Annotated in this window: 17 protein-coding genes and 1 pseudogene; 11 read left to right on the top strand and 7 right to left on the bottom strand. The window is 72.7% G+C overall.

Going from position 1 to position 18,741, the window contains the following annotated elements; translation table 11 throughout:
• Position 1: 1 nt before the first annotated feature.
• Positions 2-967 carry an LppU/SCO3897 family protein gene (locus ABD369_RS02690; RefSeq protein ID WP_344634545.1) on the bottom strand — a complete coding sequence of 322 codons (966 nt, stop codon included), beginning with the start codon at positions 965-967 and terminating at the stop codon, positions 2-4.
• Between the two features lie 61 nt (positions 968-1,028).
• Positions 1,029-1,568: an LppU/SCO3897 family protein gene (locus ABD369_RS02685; protein ID WP_344634544.1), complete on the bottom strand. Its 540-nt coding sequence runs from the start codon at positions 1,566-1,568 to the stop codon at positions 1,029-1,031.
• 209 nt (positions 1,569-1,777) lie between these two features.
• On the opposite strand from ABD369_RS02685, the gene dacB reads away from it, so the two are divergent.
• The 6 genes from dacB to ABD369_RS02655 all read left to right on the top strand — a co-directional run bounded on the left by dacB (position 1,778) and on the right by ABD369_RS02655 (position 9,551).
• Positions 1,778-3,316 carry a D-alanyl-D-alanine carboxypeptidase/D-alanyl-D-alanine endopeptidase gene (dacB, locus tag ABD369_RS02680; protein WP_344634543.1) on the top strand — a complete coding sequence of 513 codons (1,539 nt, stop codon included), beginning with the start codon at positions 1,778-1,780 and terminating at the stop codon, positions 3,314-3,316.
• A 118-nt stretch (positions 3,317-3,434) separates the two neighbouring features.
• Positions 3,435-5,060, top strand: a complete 1,626-nt coding sequence (locus ABD369_RS02675; RefSeq protein WP_344634542.1) for a peptide ABC transporter substrate-binding protein — start codon at positions 3,435-3,437, stop codon at positions 5,058-5,060.
• A 57-nt stretch (positions 5,061-5,117) separates the two neighbouring features.
• The gene (locus ABD369_RS02670; protein WP_344634541.1) at positions 5,118-6,044 is read left to right on the top strand and encodes an ABC transporter permease; all 927 of its coding nucleotides are present in this window, start codon (positions 5,118-5,120) and stop codon (positions 6,042-6,044) included.
• The gene (locus ABD369_RS02665; RefSeq protein ID WP_344634540.1) at positions 6,037-6,981 is read left to right on the top strand and encodes an ABC transporter permease; all 945 of its coding nucleotides are present in this window, start codon (positions 6,037-6,039) and stop codon (positions 6,979-6,981) included. Before ABD369_RS02670 ends, ABD369_RS02665 begins: the two co-directional genes overlap by 8 nt.
• A gap of 45 nt (positions 6,982-7,026) precedes the next feature.
• Entirely contained in the window at positions 7,027-8,400 is a 1,374-nt protein-coding gene (locus ABD369_RS02660; RefSeq protein WP_344634539.1) for a M20/M25/M40 family metallo-hydrolase, read from the top strand.
• Positions 8,401-8,711: 311 nt separating this feature from the next.
• Positions 8,712-9,551 (top strand): poly-gamma-glutamate hydrolase family protein, encoded by an 840-nt coding sequence (locus ABD369_RS02655; RefSeq protein ID WP_344634538.1) that lies wholly within the window; start codon positions 8,712-8,714, stop codon positions 9,549-9,551.
• A 32-nt stretch (positions 9,552-9,583) separates the two neighbouring features.
• On the opposite strand, the gene ABD369_RS02650 is transcribed toward ABD369_RS02655, so the two are convergent.
• From ABD369_RS02650 to ABD369_RS02640, 3 genes are all read right to left on the bottom strand, one after another.
• On the bottom strand, positions 9,584-10,195 hold the full coding sequence (locus ABD369_RS02650) for a VC0807 family protein (RefSeq protein WP_344634537.1): 612 nt from the start codon (positions 10,193-10,195) through the stop codon (positions 9,584-9,586).
• Positions 10,196-10,437: 242 nt separating this feature from the next.
• Complete coding sequence (locus ABD369_RS02645; protein ID WP_344634536.1) at positions 10,438-10,836, bottom strand: peptidase inhibitor family I36 protein; 399 nt, start codon at positions 10,834-10,836, stop codon at positions 10,438-10,440.
• 260 nt (positions 10,837-11,096) lie between these two features.
• Entirely contained in the window at positions 11,097-11,804 is a 708-nt protein-coding gene (locus tag ABD369_RS02640) for an RraA family protein (protein ID WP_344634535.1), read from the bottom strand.
• Between the two features lie 215 nt (positions 11,805-12,019).
• On the opposite strand from ABD369_RS02640, the gene ABD369_RS02635 reads away from it, so the two are divergent.
• The 3 genes from ABD369_RS02635 to ABD369_RS02625 all read left to right on the top strand — a co-directional run bounded on the left by ABD369_RS02635 (position 12,020) and on the right by ABD369_RS02625 (position 14,134).
• A complete protein-coding gene (locus ABD369_RS02635) occupies positions 12,020-12,532 on the top strand; it encodes a mycothiol transferase (protein ID WP_344634534.1) in 513 nt (170 codons plus the stop codon).
• Between the two features lie 186 nt (positions 12,533-12,718).
• A complete protein-coding gene (locus tag ABD369_RS02630; protein ID WP_344634533.1) occupies positions 12,719-13,483 on the top strand; it encodes a serine hydrolase in 765 nt (254 codons plus the stop codon).
• 252 nt (positions 13,484-13,735) lie between these two features.
• Complete coding sequence (locus ABD369_RS02625) at positions 13,736-14,134, top strand: cupin domain-containing protein (protein WP_344634532.1); 399 nt, start codon at positions 13,736-13,738, stop codon at positions 14,132-14,134.
• A gap of 142 nt (positions 14,135-14,276) precedes the next feature.
• On the opposite strand, the pseudogene ABD369_RS02620 reads toward ABD369_RS02625, so the two are convergent.
• A pseudogene (locus ABD369_RS02620) lies at positions 14,277-15,146 on the bottom strand (D-2-hydroxyacid dehydrogenase family protein); the annotation flags it as partial.
• Positions 15,147-15,510: 364 nt separating this feature from the next.
• On the opposite strand from ABD369_RS02620, the gene ABD369_RS02615 reads away from it, so the two are divergent.
• A complete protein-coding gene (locus ABD369_RS02615) occupies positions 15,511-17,730 on the top strand; it encodes an NADP-dependent isocitrate dehydrogenase (protein WP_344634531.1) in 2,220 nt (739 codons plus the stop codon).
• Positions 17,731-18,043: 313 nt separating this feature from the next.
• Here the strand turns inward: ABD369_RS02615 and ABD369_RS02610 are convergent, their stop codons facing one another.
• The gene (locus tag ABD369_RS02610; protein WP_344634530.1) at positions 18,044-18,412 is read right to left on the bottom strand and encodes a WhiB family transcriptional regulator; all 369 of its coding nucleotides are present in this window, start codon (positions 18,410-18,412) and stop codon (positions 18,044-18,046) included.
• A gap of 135 nt (positions 18,413-18,547) precedes the next feature.
• Here ABD369_RS02610 and ABD369_RS02605 point away from each other — a divergent pair, with 135 nt between their 5' ends.
• Positions 18,548-18,712 (top strand): hypothetical protein, encoded by a 165-nt coding sequence (locus ABD369_RS02605; protein WP_344634529.1) that lies wholly within the window; start codon positions 18,548-18,550, stop codon positions 18,710-18,712.
• Positions 18,713-18,741: the final 29 nt, after the last annotated feature.

Below are 18,741 nucleotides of genomic sequence, written 5' to 3'. Positions count from 1 at the left end.
GTCAGGAGCTGCCGAAGGGAGCGGCCGCGGAAGGGGCGGAGGAGGCGCCGCCGTCGTCCGCGGGCTTGGTGGACTTCAGGCAGAGCACGTAGTTCTTGCCGGTCTCCATGTGGACGAAGGTGTTCTCGGCGTCCGGGTAGGCCTCGCAGGCGGTGTGGTCGTCGGTGGTGCCGTTGACCCGCGCCTCCACCTTGTACTCGGCGGTCGGGTCGGAGCAGCCGACCACCTTCATCTTGGGAGTGAAGCTGGTCCCGTCGTTGTGCAGGCAGTCGCCGGTCTGCGGGTCGGCCCCGGACGAGGTGCTGGAGCCGCTGCCGCCGTAGTGGTAGTCCGTGGTGTGCTTGTCCGCGAGCGCGCCGACCAGCAGCAGGGCGAAGACGAGGGCGAACGACAGGATCGGGAACAGCAACATCAGCATCGCCGGACGCTTGGTCAGCGGAACGCCCGGGTTGAGCTGCGGCCCGAGCGGGCCGGGCGCGGCCGGCGGCAGTGCCTTGATCTTGTTGTAGGCGCCCAGGTTGCGCAGCAGCGTGATGATGTTGATGATGCCCGAGCAGTAGCTCCACCAGCCCTGCACCAGCGAGCGGGCCGACATGTCACGCACCATCGCGATACCGCAGGTGTGGCAGTACGGACCGGGCTGGCGGAGGAACCGCATGATCACGATGATGCCCTGGTGGCCCCGGACGGTGACGTCCACGGCCGGGAAGCCGCCGCAGAAGCGGCAGGTGAGCCCGCCGGGCGGCGGCGGGGCGAAGCCGGGCGCACCGTACGGCGCCGGCTGCTGGGGCGGGGCGCCGTACGGGCCGGGCTGCGGCGGGGCGGCCGGGTAGCCGTAACCGCCGGCCGGCGGGGGCGCGGCCGGGTAGCCGTAGCCGCCGGGGGGCGGCGGGGGCGGTGCGTAGCCCGGAGCCGGCTGCGGGGGCGCGGAGTTGTAGGGGTTGGACGGCGGGTAGGGCGAGCTCAAGTTTCTGATCCTGTTGGCTGGTGACGGTGCGGAAGCTGGTGCTGCGGGCCGGGAGCGCCGCTCAGTGGAAGGTCTGCGGCTTGGTCACCGACGGGGTCGGGTCGCCGGGCCGGTGGGGACCGAGGCACAGAACGTAGTGCCTGCTGATGCCGAACACGCGGCTGGTGCCCTTGTAGGACTTGCTGGCGGCGCTGCTGAGCACGCAGGAGAGGGTCGAGGTGCCGCTGTAGTGCTTGGTCACGACGAACTCCGCATTGGCGGAGGAGCAGTTGACCTTGGCGAACACACCCCTGCCGGGGTTGGTCACGCACTCGCCGACGCGCGCCTTCTCCGGTTTGTTGTCGAAGATCGCGATGATGGCCACGAGGACCACCAGGCCGACGGCACCCCACAGCACCCAGAGCCCGCACCCCGTGCGCGGCTTCTCCTGGGCGGCCGGCGCGGGCGGCGGGTACGTGCCGGGCGGCGGCGGGAAGCCCGGTGCCCCCGGGCCCGGCTGCGGCGGCTGCCCGAAGGGCGCGGCCGGCGGGGCGGCGTACGGGCCCGTCGGGCCGCCGGGTGGCGGGCCTCCGAACGGATTGGGCGGTGGCGGAGTAGCCACGGTGTTTCCCCCGATGTGGTGACTGCTAGACAAGAGTGCTGACGTACCTTAGCGACTCGACGGCTGGTCAGTCAGAACGGGCACCCTCGCGGCCCGGACCACGGGCCGTGCTCCGTACGGGGGAATTCCGGCCGCGGGCGTGTCACCAGCCGCGACCGCGGCCTTCCGGCGCCAAGGTGGTGGTCGCCCACCCGCCTTGTGGAGGTCCTGTGCGTAGCCATCCGGTACGGCGGCTGTGCGTGCCGCTCGCCGCCGTTCTCGCCGCCCTGCTGCTCACCGGCTCGGGGCCGCTGGCCGAGGGCAGGTCCCGCACCACGGTACCGGAATCGCTCTCCGCCGACCTGGACCGGCTGTTCGAGGACCAGCGACTGACCGGCGCTCAGGCCTCCGCCCTGGTCACCGACACCGCCACCGGCCAGGTGCTCTACCGGCGCTCGCCCGGCGCGCTGCTGCTGCCCGCCTCCACCCTCAAGACCGTCACGGCGGCCGCCGCCCTCGAACTGCTGGGACCCGGCCACCGCTTCGGCACCGACGTGCTCGCGGCGGGCCGTCACGCCGGCAGCACGCTGGAGGGCGACCTGGTCCTGCGCGGCGGGGGAGACCCCAGCCTGCTGCCCGCCGACCTGGACACGCTCGCCCACGGGGTGGCCGACTCCGGCATCACCACCGTCTCCGGCGCCCTGCTGGCCGACGCCTCCCGCTACGACGGCGTGCCGCTCGGCCCCAACTGGGCCTGGGACGACCAGGCCGCCTACTACAGCCCGCAGATCTCCGCACTCACGCTGGCGACCGACACCGACTACGACCCGGGCACCGTCCGGCTCACCCTGACGCCCGGCGGGCAGGCCGGCCTGCCCGCCGCGGTGCGGCTCACCCCTCAGGAGGCCCCGGTACGGCTGAGCGGCCGGATCGACACCGGCTCGGCGGGCAGCGAGCGCAGCGTGGACGTGGGCAGGCAGCCCGGGACCAACGACCTCGTCCTCACCGGCAGCGTCCCGTCCGACGGCGGCACCAGTGAGGAGTGGGTCGCCGTGGAGAACCCGGCCGAGGTTTCCGCCACGGTCTTCGCCGCCGCCCTCGCGCGCCACGGAGTGACCGTACGGGGCCAGGTACGGGCGGGCCGTGCTCCGGCGGACGCCGCGGTCCTCGCGCACCACGACTCGGCGCCGCTGTCCGCGCTGCTGGTGCCGTTCCTCAAGCTCAGCAACAACGGCATCGCCGAGCACCTGGTCAAGGAGATCGGCCGGGTGAGGGCGGGATCAGGCAACTGGTCCGCCGGGCTCGACCAGATCACCGCCTTCGTCCACCGCAACGGACTGGACGTCACCCCCGCCCGTCAGGCCGACGGCTCGGGTCTGTCCCGGCACAACCTGATGACCACACAACGGCTCTGCCAGCTGCTGGAGTTCGCCCGCAGCCGACCCTGGTTCAGCACCTGGTACGACGCACTGCCGGTGGCCGGTGACCCGCGCCGGATGGTCGGCGGCACCCTCGCCGGCCGGCTGCGCGGCACCGCGGCCCAGGGCCGGCTCCACGCCAAGACCGGCTCGATGACCGGGGTCGACGCGCTGGCCGGCTACCTGGACCGCCCGGACGGGCACCGGCTGGTCTTCACCGTCCTGCTGAACAACTTCGCCGGCGCCGGCCCCCGCCCGGTCATCGACGCCTTCGTCCTGCGCCTGCTCGGCGACCGCACCCGGGCGGCTGCAGGTGGGCACCCCGGCCGCGCTCCCCACGGCTGGGACTGACCCGTCGCCGCCCCGCAGGTGAGTCGTACGGCCGGCGGGTGGGAAGTGCTCCACCGAAGTGCCCGGTCGTTCACGTACCCGTCCACCCCGCGGCTGTTCTCACCCGGAACGGATTCCCATGACGACGATGCCGCACCACCGGTCCGTCCGCACCGCAGCCCTGCTGGCAGCACTGGTCCTGCTCGCGGTGCCCGCGTGCACCCGCGCCGGGGAGGGCGACGACAGCCCGGTCCCGCAGGTGCCCGGCGGCGCGTTCTCGGTCGGCCTCACCGAGCCCGACCACCTCACCCCCGGCCGGACCACCAGCAGTTACGCACTCCAGGTCCTCCAGGGCCTGTTCGACACCCCGGTCGCCCTCGACCCGGGCGACGGCCACGTCATCCCGCAGGCCGCGACCTCGGTGCAGTCTCCCGACCAGCGGGTCTGGACCCTCAGGTTCCGCCCCGGGGCGACCTTCCACAACGGCGAACCGGTCACCGCACAGAGCTTCGCCGACGCCTGGGACGCCGCCGCCTACGGGCCCAACGGCTGGGAGGCCAACTCCTACTTCGCCCAGATCGACGGCTACGCCGCCCTCAACCCCGCCGACGGACGGCGGCCCGCCACCGACCGCCTCTCCGGCCTGCGCGTACTGGACCCGACCACCCTCCAGGTCACCCTCGCCGCCCCGTTCAGCCAGTTCCCGATGCTGCTGGCCTTCCCCGCCTTCGCACCGCTGCCCAGGGCCGCGTTCACCGACCCGGACGGCTACGACCGGCACCCGGTCGGCAACGGACCCTTCGCGATGGACGGCGACTGGCAGCACAACCAGCGGATCGACCTGGTGCGCGCCGCCTCCTACACCGGCACCCGCCCGGCGACGGCCGACGCCGTGCACTTCAGGATCTTCACCAGCAAGGACACCGCCTTCACCGAACTGCGCGCCGGACACCTCGACTTCATGAGCACCGTCCCGGCCGCCCGGGCCTACGAGGCCAAGCGCACCTTCGGCAAGCGCTACTCGGTCCGGCCCAGCGGCACCATGGACTACCTCGGCCTGCCGCTGTGGGACCACCGCTACGCCAACCCCGATGTGCGCCGCGCCATTTCGATGGCCATCGACCGCGGGGGCATCACCCGAGCCATCTACAACGAGGTGCACATCCCGGCCGACTCGGTGGTCGCCGCGATGATCCCGGGCCACCGGGCGGGCGCCTGCGGCGAGACCTGCGGCTACCAGCCGGTGAAGGCCAGGGAACTCCTCGACCGCGCCGGGGGATTCAGCGGACCGATGGAGCTCTACTTCGCCAACTCCGACCCCACGTACGAACAGTGGATGACCGCGGTCGCCAACGAACTCCGCCAGAACCTCGGCATCCGGGACGTCACCTTCCGCAAGATGGCCGCCGCCGACCTCGGCCCGATCCTCAACAGCCGGAAGACCACCGGCCCCTACCGGCAGAACTGGGTCATCGACTACCCCAGCATGCAGAACTACCTGGCCGGCCTCTACAACCACGACAACCGCATGGGCTGGCGGAACCCGCGCTTCGACGAGCTGCTCGCGAAGGGCGACGCCGCCCTGACCCGGCAGCAGAGCACCGCCTACTACCAGCAGGCCGAGGACATCGCCCTCGCCGAACTGCCGCTGATCCCGCTGTGGAACTGGCAGGACCAGTCCGTCTGGAGCAGCCGGGTCGGCAACATCGTGACCGATCCGTACGTCGCCGGGTTGCACCTGGACAGGGTGACCGTACGCCACTGACGCCACGGCCCCCGAGAGGGCCGGAACGAGAAGCGAGACACCAGAAACGGAGGTCCGATGGGACGGTTCGTCGCCCGCCGCCTGCTGTACGCCCTACCCGTACTGCTGGCCACCACCTTCCTGATCCACGCGCTCGTCTTCGTCCTGCCCGGCGACCCGATCCAGGGCCTGGCCGGCGACCGCCAGGTCCCGCCCGCAGTCCTCGCCGAACTGCACCGCCGCTACCACCTGGACGACCCGCTGGCCGTCCAGTACGCCAAGTACCTCGGCGGGCTGCTCACCGGGGACCTCGGCCGGACCTTCACCGGCGAACCGGTCGCCGACGTCCTCGCCGGACGCTGGCAGGTGACCGTACGGCTCGGGCTCACCGCCTGGTTCCTGGAGACCGCGCTCGGCATCGCGCTCGGCGTGCTGGCCGGACTGCGCCGCGGCGGGTGGGCGGACCGGATCGTCCTCGCCGGAACAACACTGGCCATCGCCGTACCCGTCTACATCGTCGGCTACCTGGCCCAGCTGATCCTCGGCGTCCGGCTCGGCTGGTTCCCGGTCTCCGGCGACCAGGACGGCTGGCCCGCCGCGTACGTCCTGCCCGGGCTGGTGCTGGCCTCGTTCGGGGTCGGCTACGTCGCCCGGCTCACCCGCTCCTCGCTGCTGGAGAACCTCCGCGCCGACTACGTCCGCACCGCCGAGGCCAAGGGCCTCAGCCGGCGCCGGGTGGTGGTCCTGCACACCCTGCGCAACTCGCTCGTCCCGGTGGTGACCTTCCTCGGCGTCGAACTGGGCTCGCTGATGGCCGGGGCCGTCGTCACCGAGTACATCTTCAACCTGCCCGGCATCGGCCAGCAGGTGTTCCAGTCCATCCAGCTCCGGGAAGGGCCCACGGTGGTGGGCATCACCACCGTGCTGGTCCTGGTCTTCTGCCTGGCCAACCTGGTGGTGGACGTCCTGTACGGCGTACTCGACCCAAGGATCCGCCATGACTGACCTGGACGACAGCCCGGGCACCCCCCGCGTCGACGACGTCCTGCCACCGCCCGCCGCCCCGCCCGAGCCGCGCGGCCGGAAGGCCTCCGGCTCGCTCTCCTCCGACGCCTGGCGCGAACTGCGCTCCCGCCCGCTGGTCGCGCTCTGCGCGGGCGTGGTGCTCCTGATCGTCCTGATGGCCGCCGTACCCCGGCCGTTCATCGCCCTGCTGACCCACGACAGCGGACGCTGCGAACTCGCCGACTCCCGGGTCGGCCCCAGCCTCGACCACCCCTTCGGATTCGACCTGCAGGGCTGCGACTACCTAGCCCAGGTGGTGCGGGGCAGCCGCCCGTCGCTACTCATCGGACTGGCGGTGACCTGCGGCGCGCTGCTGCTGTCCGTGCTGCTCGGGCTGCTCGCGGGCTTCTACGGCGGCTGGGTCGACTCCCTGCTGTCCCGGGTCACCGACGTGTTCTTCGGCCTGCCGTTCGTCCTCGGCGCCACCGTCATCCTGGTCGCCTTCCCCTCACACGGACTGGGCGCCATGACACTCGTCCTGGTCGGCCTCGGCTGGACCACCATGACCCGGGTGATGCGCGCCCAGGTGATCGCGCTGAAGGACGCCGACTACGTGCACGCCGCCCGCTCCACCGGGGCGGGACCGTTACGGCTGATGGTCCGCCACATCCTGCCCAACGCCGTGACGCCGGTCGTGGTGGTGGCCATGCTCAACATCGGGAACGTCATCTCCGGGGAGGCGACCCTGGACTTCCTCGGCGTCGGACTGCAGTACCCCGCGCTCTCCTGGGGGCTGCAACTCAACGCCGCGCAGAGCTACTTCCTCGACTTCCCGCACCTGCTGCTCTTCCCGGCGCTGTTCCTGTCCGCGACCGTGCTGAGCTTCATCCTGCTCGGCGACGCGGTCCGCGACGCCTACGACCCGAAGCTGCGCTGACCCTGCCTCGCCCGGCTTTCCACCGCACCCGAAAGAAGCACGTCGATGACCGTCACCCCGCCCTCCTCGGTCCTCGGAGACACCCCGCACCCGGACGACGCACACGCCGGAGCCGACGTGGTCCGGATCTGCCAGGACCTGCTGCGGATCGACACCACCAATCCCGGCGACGACAGCGGGCCGGGCGAGCGGGCCGCCGCCGAGTACGTGGCGGCCCGGCTCGCCGAGGCCGGGATCGAAGCGCTGATCACCGAGTCGGCGCCGCGCCGGGCCAGCGTGCTGGCGCGCGTCCCGGGCACCGCCTCGGGCCGCCCGGCGCTGCTCGTCCACGGGCACCTGGACACCGTGCCGTTCGACGCCGCCGAGTGGTCCCGGCACCCGCTCTCCGGCGAACTGCACGACGGCTGCCTGTGGGGCCGGGGAGCGGTGGACATGAAGGGCGCCGTCGCCACCACTCTCGCCCTGGTGCGCTCCTGGGCCAGAACCGGCCGCCGCCCGCGCCGGGACCTGGTGCTCGCCTTCCTCGCCGACGAGGAGACCACCGGCGAGCTCGGCTCGCGCTTCGTCGCCGCGCGGCACCGCGACCACTTCGCGGACTGCGCCGAGGCCATCGGGGAGTCCGGGGGCTTCTCGGTGCCGATCCGGCCGCAGCCCGGCGCGGACGGCGCCGAACTGCGGCTCTACCCCATCGCGCTGGGCGAGCGCGGCACGGCCTGGATGCAGCTCACCGCCACCGGCCCCGCCGGGCACGGCTCCAGGGCCGCCGCCGACAACGCCGTCGCCACCCTGGTCCACGCCCTGTCCCGGCTGGCCGCCCACCCCTGGCCCACCCGGCTGATCCCGCCGGTCGAGGCCCTGCTCGGCGAGCTCGAACGCATCCTGGGCACCACCATCGACCGCGACCGGCTGGAAGCCGAGGCCGCCCGCCTCGGCCGGGCCGGCGACCTCTTCGCCCCCACCGTCCGCAACTCCGCCAACCCCACCGTCCTGCATGCCGGCCACAAGATCAACGTGATGCCGGGCACCGCCCGGGCGCTGGTGGACGGCCGCTTCCTGCCCGGCACCCGGGAGGAGTACCTGGCCACCGTGGCGGAACTCCTCGGACCCCGGGTGACACGTGAGTTCATCAACCTGGAGGACGCCGCCACCGGCGACCACACCGGCCCGGCCTTCGCCGCGATGGCCGCCGCACTGCGGGCCGAGGACCCCGCCGGGCACCCCGTCCCGTACCTGATGTCCGGCGGGACCGACGCCAAGACCTTCTCCCAGCTGGGCATCGACTGCTACGGCTTCGCGCCGCTGCGTCTCGACGCCACCCTGCACTACCAGCGGATGTTCCACGGCGTCGACGAACGGGTCCCGGTGGCGGGCCTCGGCTTCGGGCTCCGCGTCCTGGACCGCTTCCTGAGGGCCTACTGACCCCCGGGCGGGCGGTCGGTCGCGGGGGCGGGGCCGATCACGCGGTCGGCGACCGCCCCCGCGGCGTCGCGGTACGAGCGGCTGCTGCGCGACTACGCCAGGGGCTGCCAGAAGGGCGGCGAGCGGACCGGGAGGTTCCTCGCTCCCGGGGCGGCCGGTCTGCGGATCCGCAACGGGCTGCTGAAGCGGAAGTTCCTGCTGGGGCTGATGCTCAAGGCGGGCAGGCAGGTCAGCACCGTGGCGCTGTCCGACTAGGGCTCGCCGGTGAACCTGATTGTCAGAAGGGTCTGCCCCTGCCATGCTCGTTGTACATGATCCTCAATCGCCGCACACTGATCACGGCGCTGGCGACGGCACCGGTTCTGAGCACGGCATCCGGTGTCGTGGGAAGCTCTCCGGCCAGGGCCGCAGGTGACACCTACGCCTCCAACACCGCCCTCTACGCGGACATAGCACTGGTGGAGGGCGTGGACTACCGCCGGCGCTACCGGCGACATCCGATCGACGACACCGGTTCGTCCGGGCGTTCGGCCCTCGTACGGACCGCCGTGATCGCCCCGCACGGCGGCGGTATCGAGGGCGGCACCTCCGAACTCTGCCTGGCGATAGCGGGATACCACCCGGCGGAGCCGGCCTCCACCACCACGGCCGCCGGACCGCTGCACGACTACTGGATGTTCGAGGGCCTGCGCGCCACCGGGAACAGCGCACTGCACGTCACCTCGACACACTGCGACGACACCATCGCCCGATCGCTCTGCGCGGGAAGCCTCAACGTGGTCTCGCTGCACGGTTGTACGCCCGCCCGGGCGGGCCTGCCGGCCGGGGCCGCGGTGGTGCTGGTGGGCGGGCTCAACGCCACCCTGCGGCAGCATCTGATGGACGAGTTCACCGCGGCCGGCATCCGGGCGGTGGCGGCCTCGGGGGACGAGGAGATCGCCGGCCTCTCCCCGGAGAACATCTGCAACCGCACCCTGCTCGGTATGGGTGCCCAGCTGGAGATCACCACCGAGCTGCGCGCCGCGATGTTCGCGGACGGAAGGAACAACCTGGTCGGACGGGCCGCCAACACCCTGCCGCTGTTCTGGTCCTTCGTGCACGCGGTGCGTACCGCCGTCGAGCGGGTCGAGGCCGGGCAGCGGGTCCTCTGACCGGGGGCGGCACACCGTGTCGCCGCCCGTCCTCAGACGGTCCGCAGCCGCCGCCGGTACCACACCGTCCATGCCAGCAGCACCGCGACGACGGCCAGTTCCACCCCGGTGGACAGTCCGGCCACCGCCGTCATCGGCAGGGTCCAGAGCAGTGCCAGCCGGATCACGGCCTCGGCGGTCAGCGCGGCGCCCCACACCGCGGTCTGCAGTCGTACCGCGCGCCGCACCCGAGGAGGGTCCGGTGCGCGGCCCGGGTGCATGCGCCGCGTGAGGTAGCCGAGCGCGGGCGTACGGGTGCCGCAGCTGGCGAGGAACACCAGCCCGGTCAGTCCGCTTGTGGCCGGGTCGCGGGCGAGCAGCATCCGCTCGTCCCGGGCCAGCAGCGCGATGACCAGCATCAGCGCGTAGGTGCCGAGCATCAGGCCGGCCGGCGCGTCGACCCGCCGACTGCGCACGGACGTCCGGAGCAGCCGGGTGCCGGCGGCTCCGGCGGCGGCGAACAGCGAGGTGGTGACCGTGCACCCGGCGGCCTGGGTGCCGTAGAAGACGGCGGGCGAGAGCCCGAGATCGCAGGCCAGTCCGATGATCCTGGCCCTGGTGGCGGTTTCGGTGCCAGTGCCGATGACGGTCTGCTGAGTTGTCATGACCGAAAGGCTAGGAACGGGCCCGGCGGGCGGGATCGGCCGACGGGGGGAGAGGTGCGTGGAGAAGCGGCCGCCGGACTCTCCACCCGTGGTGGGAGACGGGCCGCCGTGGGTGTCCGGTCTCGGGGTACCGTCGACCGGTTTGCACCAGGGTGCTGCCCGCCGGGCCCGCGGTCCGGGAACGGCGCGCGGGCGGCCGCAGGGGGTCGGGCTCCGTACGGCCGCCACGGTGTGCGGGGCGGTTACTGGGGCTGGAAGGAGCGGATCTGGTAGTTGCCCATCAGGTTTCCGCCGCTCCCGGCGGCGGTGGATCCCACGCGCGCCTTGTAGTTGGTCTGGGTGTAGTACTGCACGCGATGCCCGGTGCCGTTCCAGACCGAGCGGACCGGCCAGCCCTTCCGGATGAACGAGCAGTCGTCCGCGGTGTTCGGATTCCTGCTCTCCGTCCACTGGCACCGGGTTCCGCCCCCGCTCCAGTCGCTGTAGATGCAGAAGTGCCCGGGATCGCAGCTGAACGAGGAGAGGCCGCGGGACGTGGCGGTGGCCGGTCCGGGCTCGGTGGCGGCGGTGGCGGCGGGCCCGGCACTCAGGGCGGCGAGCAAGGTGGTCAGGGTGACGGCGAGCTTGGCGGTACGGCGCATGGCGGCTGTCCCTTTCTGATCGACGGCCGGGAGGGGCCCGGCGGCGCCGTCGAGTCTGCTGGGTGGCGGCGGCCACCGAAAGGGCGTACACCAACGGCGCGCGGAGCGGGATGCCAGGGGCGTATGCCTCAGTCCGACCGCCGGGGGCCTGCGCGCGGGCGCATGCTTGAGTGGCCCCGCGCGAGGGCGTGTTCGGGCGCCCATCGATGAGACCCCGCTCGCCCGAACCCCCGACCTACGATGACTGGCGGTACGTCAGTTCACTCCTCGATCGCCCCGCCCACGGACCGCAGGTGGTCGCGGAAGGTCAGTGACCGGTCGTCCCGGCGCGCGGAGAGGTAGGCGTCGAACCCGACCTGGCTGCGCAGGGAGGTGCCCGCGTGGATCCGTTCGGCCTGGCGGCGCTCGGTGTCGCGGATCGACTCCGCGAGGGTGAGGAGCTCCTCGGCGCGGGTGGCCGGTACGAAGAGCACGCCGTCGTCATCACCGAGGACCAGGTCGTCACAACTCACCGTCCACTCACCGACGGTGGCGGATTCCAGTGCGTCCTCGGGCCGCTCGTCGAGGCGCTGCGGCCCGGTCGGGATCGCGCCCAGACTGAAGACCGGCAGCCCGAGCGCGCGGAGGTCGGCGGTGTCGCGGTGCAGCCCCCAGATCACGATTCCGCCCAGCCCGGCGGTCCGGGCCTCCAGCACCACGAGATCGCCGACGCACGCCTCGTCGAGCCGGCCGCCGTTGTCGACGACCAGCACGTCACCGGGTGCCGCCCCCTCGAAGGCCTCCAGGAAGATGTCGACGCTGCCGACATGCCGCGTCGGACACGCCCGCCCGAAGACCCGGCCGCCGGGCACCGCGGCGTGCAGCCCCGCGGGTGCGCAGCGAACGGGGAGCCGAGCGCGGATGCAGGCGTCCGCCACATGAGCGGTCGTCAGTGCCGCGAATCGCTGCCGGAGTTCCTGGTGGTCCATGCCGGGGGTCCTCCCGCCGTTCCGTCGTGCCGCTCGGACCCCATTGTGCGGGGCGGCCCGGCCGCATGGAATCGCCTTTTCCGGAACGGCGTTCTCCGCAGGGCACGCCGTGTCGACTCCGCACCGTCATTGCGCTGCACCGACTTGTCGGAGCGGCACAATCGGAGCGTCGCACCGTCGGACGGCGGTGCCCAGCACCGAGTACGGAGGCCCGGATGACCAGTGCGACGGACCTGTTGGCCGATGCGTTCAACCGAGTGAACGAGACCGTCCACGAAGCGGTCAAGGGTCTCGCCGCCGCTCAGCTGACCGTGCGCCCGGACGAGCACTCCAACACGATCGCCTGGTTGATCTGGCATCTGACGAGGATTCAGGACGACCACGTCGCCGACGCCGCCGGAACCGATCAGCTGTGGACCGCCGACGGCTGGTACGACCGGTTCGGGCTGCCCTTCCCCGCGTCGGCAACCGGCTACGGCCAGAGCGCCGACGAGGTGGCCGCCGTACGCGTCAACTCCCGCAAGCTGCTGACCGACTACCACGACGCCGTGCACGAGCGCACCATCGCCTTCGTCGACGGGCTGCGCGACGCGGACCTGCGCCGGGTGGTGGACGAGAGCTGGACCCCGCCGGTCACCCTGGCCGTGCGGCTGGTGAGCGTGATCTCCGACGGTCTGCAGCACGCCGGCCAGGCGGCGTACCTGCGCGGCCTGGTGCGCCGGCAGTAGCGGCGGCGCCGGGACCGGCGACAGCGGGGCACCGGGATGGGATGCTCCTCGCCGGAGACGCCGGAGACGCCGGAGACGCCGGAGACGCCGGAGACGCCGGAGACGCCGGAGACGCCGGAGACGCCGGAGACGCCGGAGACGCCGGAGACGCGGGGGACTCGCAAGCGGTCGCGGATCGGAGTGGGCATGCTGTCTGTCGTCGTAGGGCCCTGGCGCGGGGCGCCGGTCGTACTGCGGAACGCCGAGGTGCCGCACGATGCGGCGAGCACCATGAAGATGGCCGTGCTCGCGGCGGTGTACCGCAGCGGTCTCGACCTGGACGCCGCGGTACCGGTGGTCAACGAGTTCACCTCGGCGGTGGGCGGCACCTATGCCAACGACCAGGCGTACGACAGCGATCCCGAGCCCTGGCGGCTGCTGGAGAGCGGCGCGCCGGAACCGCCCACCGCGACGCTGCGCTGGCTCGCCGAACGGATGATCACGCACTCCTCGAACCTGGCCACCAACCTCTGCCTGGCGCAGGTCGGCCAGGCGGCCGTGGCCGAGGCGTGGCGGCGGGCGAACGCCACCCGGAGCGCGAGCCCGCGCGGGATCGAGGACTACGCCGCCCGCGAGGCGGGGGTGCACAACCGGGTCACCGCGCTCGACCTGGTACGGCTGCTGGAGTCGCTGGAGCCGGAGCCGCTGGAACTGCTGGAGCGGAACACCTGGCGGGTGGACCTGGCGGCCGGGCTGCCGCCGGGCACCCGGATCGCCTTCAAGAACGGCTGGTTCGAGGGCGTGCGGCACAGCGCGGCCGTCGTCCGCCCCGAGGACGCCCCGCCGTACGCACTCGCGGTCTGCTACACTGGTCCGCTGGCCTCGGGGCACGACGAACTCGACCCGGCCGCCGGGCTGCTGGCGCGGATCTCGGCCCAGGTCTGGGAACGGCGGCACCAACTGGCCTCGTGACTCGACGATTCCGGGAGCCGGCCGCCCCGTCGATCAGTCCGCGGGCCGCAGGCGCTCCACCGCAGGGAGTTCGGGCCGGCTGAGCGTTCGCAGCGGTGACGCGGTCGGCTCTCCGGGACACGGGAGCGCTGCTGACTCGTCCTCAAGCCAAGCGTACGAAAGACCGCTGCAAGGCCACCCACCCCGCCTCCGGTGGCCGGACGGCCCGACTGCAGCGCCGGTCAGCGGACCCCGAGCAGCCGTAGTGCGGCGGTGACAGCGGCGGCGGTCAGTACGGCGGCCAGGAACGGTGCCTGCGCCAGGCGAGCACCCCGGCCGCACACGCAGTTGATCAGGGCCGACGAGGGCCCGGCGGTCGCCGCCTCGGACGCCGACTACCGGGCCACCCTGCTCGCGGCCAGCCCGCCCGGCGCCCGCCGCGACATCTACCGCATCGACGCCTCCCCCGGCACCGTGCGGGCCTCCGACCCGCACATGCCCGGCGTGGTCGAACACGTCCTGCTCTCCGCCGGCCGCGCCCTGGTCGGGGTGGCCGGTGAGGCCGTCGAACTCCACCCCGGCGACCACATCGCCTACCCCGGCGACCTTCCGCACGTCTTCGAGGCCCTGGAGCCCGGGACCAGGGCGGTGTTGGTCCTGGAGCACGCCTGACGGGCTGCTGGTGGACGGCCCGGTGCCGTGAGCGGGAAGGTTCGCCGGGGGCGGGGCCGCCGCACGGGCGGTTCCCGGTGCGCACACGGTGGACGCCGCAGGCGGCCCCACAGGCCGTGGGAGAGCGGTGCGCGGGCCGGTCTCAGGCGGTCAGGGTGCGGATCGGGGTGCCGTCGAGGTAGGCAGTGACGTCGGCGACCGCCTCGGTGAAGTAGGTGCGGTAGTTGGCGTCGGTGACATAGCCGAGGCGGGGGGTGGCCAGCACGTTGGGGAGGGTGCGCAGCGGGTCGTCGGCCGGAAGCGGCTCGGTGTCGAAGACGTCCAGGCCGGCGCCGGCGATGCGGTGCTCGGACAGCGCCGCGATCAGCGCGGTGCGGTCGACGATGGCGGCCCGTGCGGTGTTGACCAGATGGGCCGAGGGGCGCATCAGGGCGAGTCCGGAGGCCGAGACCAGGCCCCTGGTCCGGTCGCCGAGCACCAGGTGGATCGAGACGAAGTCGCTGCTCGCCAGAAACTCCTCCGTGGACGGCGCCAGTTGGACGCCGACCTGCTCGCGGCGCTCCTCGGTGAGGTGCTCGCTCCAGGCGGCCACGTCCATCCCGAAGGCCGGACCAACGGCGGCCACCTTGCTGCCGATCTTGCCGAGGCCGAGCAGGCCGAGCCTGCGGCCGGACAGGTCGGTGCCGATGGTGCTCTGCCACGGGCCGCCGGTGCGCAGCGCGGCGCCCTCGATGGTGAGGTTGCGGGCCAGACCCAGGATCAGGGCCCAGGTCAGCTCGACCGGGGGCGTGGAGGAGCTCGTCGTGCCGCAGACCGTCACGCCGTGCGCGGCGGCCGCGGCCAGGTCGATCGAGGCGTTGCGCACGCCGCTGGTGACCAGCAGCCTCAGCCGGGGGAGCCGGGCGAGGAGCGAGGCGGGGAAGGGGGTCCTCTCCCGCATGACGACCACGATCTCGCAGTCGCCGACGGCGCCAGTGATCTCACCAGTGTCCGGTCCAGGCGTAAGCCGGACGGCCTGCGGGCCGCATACTCCTGAGGCGTACTCGGCAAGGCTTGGTACTTCCTTCCCAGTCCCGGCGGCTTGGCCCGAACGGCGTCCGTGATCTGAACGACATCCCCCGCCCCGACCGCGTCGCCGGTGCCGCCGGCCTTTTTCCGGCCGCCGTGAGGGCCGAGCCCCGTCGCCGCCGCGGTGAGCGGCGCCGTTCGGGGGTGGGGCCTACGGTGGAGGTCCACCCGTTCGGGCGGGCGCTCGGGGCCGGACGGGCTCTCGGGCGGGTGCGGACGGCCGCCGCCGCGCGGGGGGCGGTTGTGGTGGAGGGGCGATCACGAGATATCTTGATATCAAGACGTTGTAGCCGTGAAGCGGAGCACCGATGACTGACTCGACCATCATCTACACGCACACCGACGAGGCCCCTGCCCTGGCCACGTATTCGTTCCTGCCGGTGGTCCAGGCGTACGCCGCGACGGCGGGCGTCAAGGTGGAGACTCGCGACATCTCCCTGGCCGGGCGCATCATCGCGAGCTTCCCGGAGCGGCTGGAGGAGGGCCAGCGCATGGGCGACGCCCTCGCCGAGCTCGGTGAGCTGGCCAAGACCCCCGAGGCCAACATCATCAAGCTGCCGAACATCTCGGCCTCCATCCCGCAGCTCAAGGCCGCGGTCGCCGAGCTGCAGGCGCAGGGCTACGCGCTGCCGGACTACCCGGACGACCCGAAGACCGACGAGGAGCGGGAGATCCGCGCCCGTTACGACAAGGTCAAGGGCAGCGCCGTCAACCCGGTGCTGCGCGAGGGCAACTCGGACCGCCGCGCCCCCGGCTCGGTGAAGAACTACGCCAAGAAGCACCCGCACCGGATGGGCGCCTGGACGGCCGACTCCAAGACCAACGTCGCCACCATGGGCGCCGACGACTTCCGCTCCACCGAGAAGTCCGCCGTCGTCGCCGAGGCCGGCGCCCTGCGCATCGAGCTGGTGGCCGAGGACGGCAGCACCACCGTGCTGCGCCAGTCGGTGCCGGTGCTGGCGGGCGAGGTCGTCGACGCCTCCGTGATGCGCGTCGCCGCGCTGCGTGAGTTCCTGGCCGCGCAGGTGGCCCGGGCCAAGGCCGAGGGCGTGCTGTTCTCGGTCCACCTGAAGGCCACCATGATGAAGGTCTCCGACCCGATCGTCTTCGGCCACGTGGTCCGCGCCTTCTTCCCGAAGACCTTCGCCGCCTACGGCGAGGTCCTCGCCGCGGCCGGCCTGAGCCCGAACGACGGCCTCGGCGCCATCCTGAACGGCCTGGCGGCGCTGCCCCAGGGCGAGGAGATCAAGGCATCCTTCGACGCCGAGCTGGCGGACGGCCCGGCCCTGGCCATGGTCGACTCCGACCGCGGCATCACCAACCTGCACGTACCGAGCGACGTCATCGTCGACGCCTCGATGCCGGCCATGATCCGCACCTCCGGCCACATGTGGGGCCCGGACGGCCAGGAGGCGGACACCCTCGCCGTCCTCCCGGACAGCAGCTACTCGGGCGTCTACCAGGCCGTCATCGAGGACTGCCGCGCGCACGGCGCCTTCGACCCGGCCACCATGGGCTCGGTGCCGAACGTCGGCCTGATGGCGCAGAAGGCCGAGGAGTACGGCAGCCACGACAAGACCTTCGAGATCCAGGCCGCCGGTTCCGTCCGGGTCGTCGACGCCGAGGGCAACGTCGTCCTGGAGCAGCCGGTCGACGTCGGCGACATCTTCCGGATGTGCCAGACCAAGGACCTGCCGATCCAGGACTGGGTCAAGCTCGCCGTCACCCGCGCCCGCGCCACCGGCGACCCGGCCGTGTTCTGGCTGGACGAGAACCGCGCGCACGACGCCGCCCTGATCGAGAAGGTCAAGGCGTACCTGCCGCAGCACGACACCGAGGGCCTGCAGATCGAGATCAAGTCGCCGGTCGAGGCGACCGAGTTCTCGCTGGAGCGCATCCGCCGCGGCGAGAACGCCATCTCGGTCACCGGCAACGTGCTGCGTGACTACCTGACCGACCTGTTCCCGATCCTGGAGCTCGGCACCAGCGCCAAGATGCTCTCGGTCGTCCCGCTGATGAACGGCGGCGGCCTGTTCGAGACCGGTGCCGGCGGCTCCGCCCCCAAGCACGTCCAGCAGCTGGTCAAGGAGAACTACCTGCGCTGGGACAGCCTGGGCGAGTTCTTCGCGCTCGCGGCCAGCTTCGAGCACCTGGCGCAGACCACGGGCAACGCGCGCGCCCAGGTCCTCGCCGACACGCTCGACCGCGCCACCGGCACCTTCCTGGACGAGAACAAGTCGCCGAGCCGCCGCCTTGGCGGTATCGACAACCGCGGCAGCCACTTCTACCTGGCCATGTACTGGGCCCAGGAGCTGGCCGAGCAGACCGACGACGTCCAGCTGGCCGAGGCCTTCGCGCCGCTCGCCAAGACCCTGACCGAGCAGGAGCAGGCCATCGTCGCCGAGCTGATCGCCGTCCAGGGCTCGCCGGCCGAGATCGGCGGCTACTACCAGCCCGAGCCGGCCAAGGCCGCTGCCGTGATGCGCCCGTCGCAGATCTTCAACGAGGCCATCGCGACCCTCGCCTGATCCGCGCCGTAGTACCGACGGGGGAGGCCCCCGGATCCAGCTCGCCGCCCTGTGCGGCCGGCGGATCCGGGGGCCTTTCCCGTCGGCCTCGCCGCCCTGCCGGCGGGGGAGGCCCATCGCCCGGTGCCGGTCCCCGTGCCCGAAGGCCGCGGACCCGGGGACCGGTGTGCGGGACCTGCTCCGGGCGGAGGGAGCGGCCGGCGGCGCGGGAGGGGGGAACCGCGCACCGGCCCGGGCCCACGGACACCGTCTCACCGCGAAGCGCGGGATCAAACCCTCTCGTGCCGGACAGACCTGCCGCGCGGGCCGGACGTCACGGGCTCCGCCGCCCCGCCTGCCGACGGCCGGACCGGCTTCCCCGCGTCATGCCCGACGCCGCCCGACGACGCTCGGGGCCCTGCGTGCGCTGCCGGGTGCGCAGTGCGGCGCGGCGCTCCTCCACCGTCAGGCCGCCCCAGACGCCGTGGGCCTCCCGGGAGTCGAGCGCGTACTCCAGGCAGGCTGTTCGAACGGCGCAATGGGCGCAGACCCTCTTCGCGGCCGCGTCCCGGTCGTCGTGGGCGGGGCCGCGCTCCCCGGGCGGGTGGAAGAACAGGCGGAAGTCGGCGTCGCGGCATGCGGCTCGGTACTGCCACTCCCAGCGGTCTTCGAAGGCACCGGGCAGACGGGATGCGTCGGACATGGGATCTCCTTGCGTACGAGCGGGGTCGCCCGGCCCTGGCTCAGCGGGCACCGGTGGACCGGAGTCGCGCAGTCCGGGCCGAGCGCCGCCCGTCTACCCCCGCCGGTCGGAGCCATGCGTTCCGGCGGGTAGGTCGTGGACACCACGCCGAGCACCATCGTGGTGCGCGCGCTGATGACGGCGCGCAACGCCTCGGACGCCTTCGAGCTGCGCTGCCGGATCCGGGAGCGGTTGATCCCCTACCTACGGGAGCGGCTTCCGGAGTCGCTGCCCAGGATCACCGTGGACAGGCCGGACTGACGGCGCCTCTGTCCGACCGGGGTGCATGA

Source organism: Kitasatospora cystarginea (assembly GCF_039533515.1).
Taxonomy (GTDB): Bacteria; Actinomycetota; Actinomycetes; order Streptomycetales; family Streptomycetaceae; genus Kitasatospora; species Kitasatospora cystarginea.
Note: the sequence above shows the minus strand (reverse complement) of the source record. Positions and strands in the feature narration are given on the sequence as shown.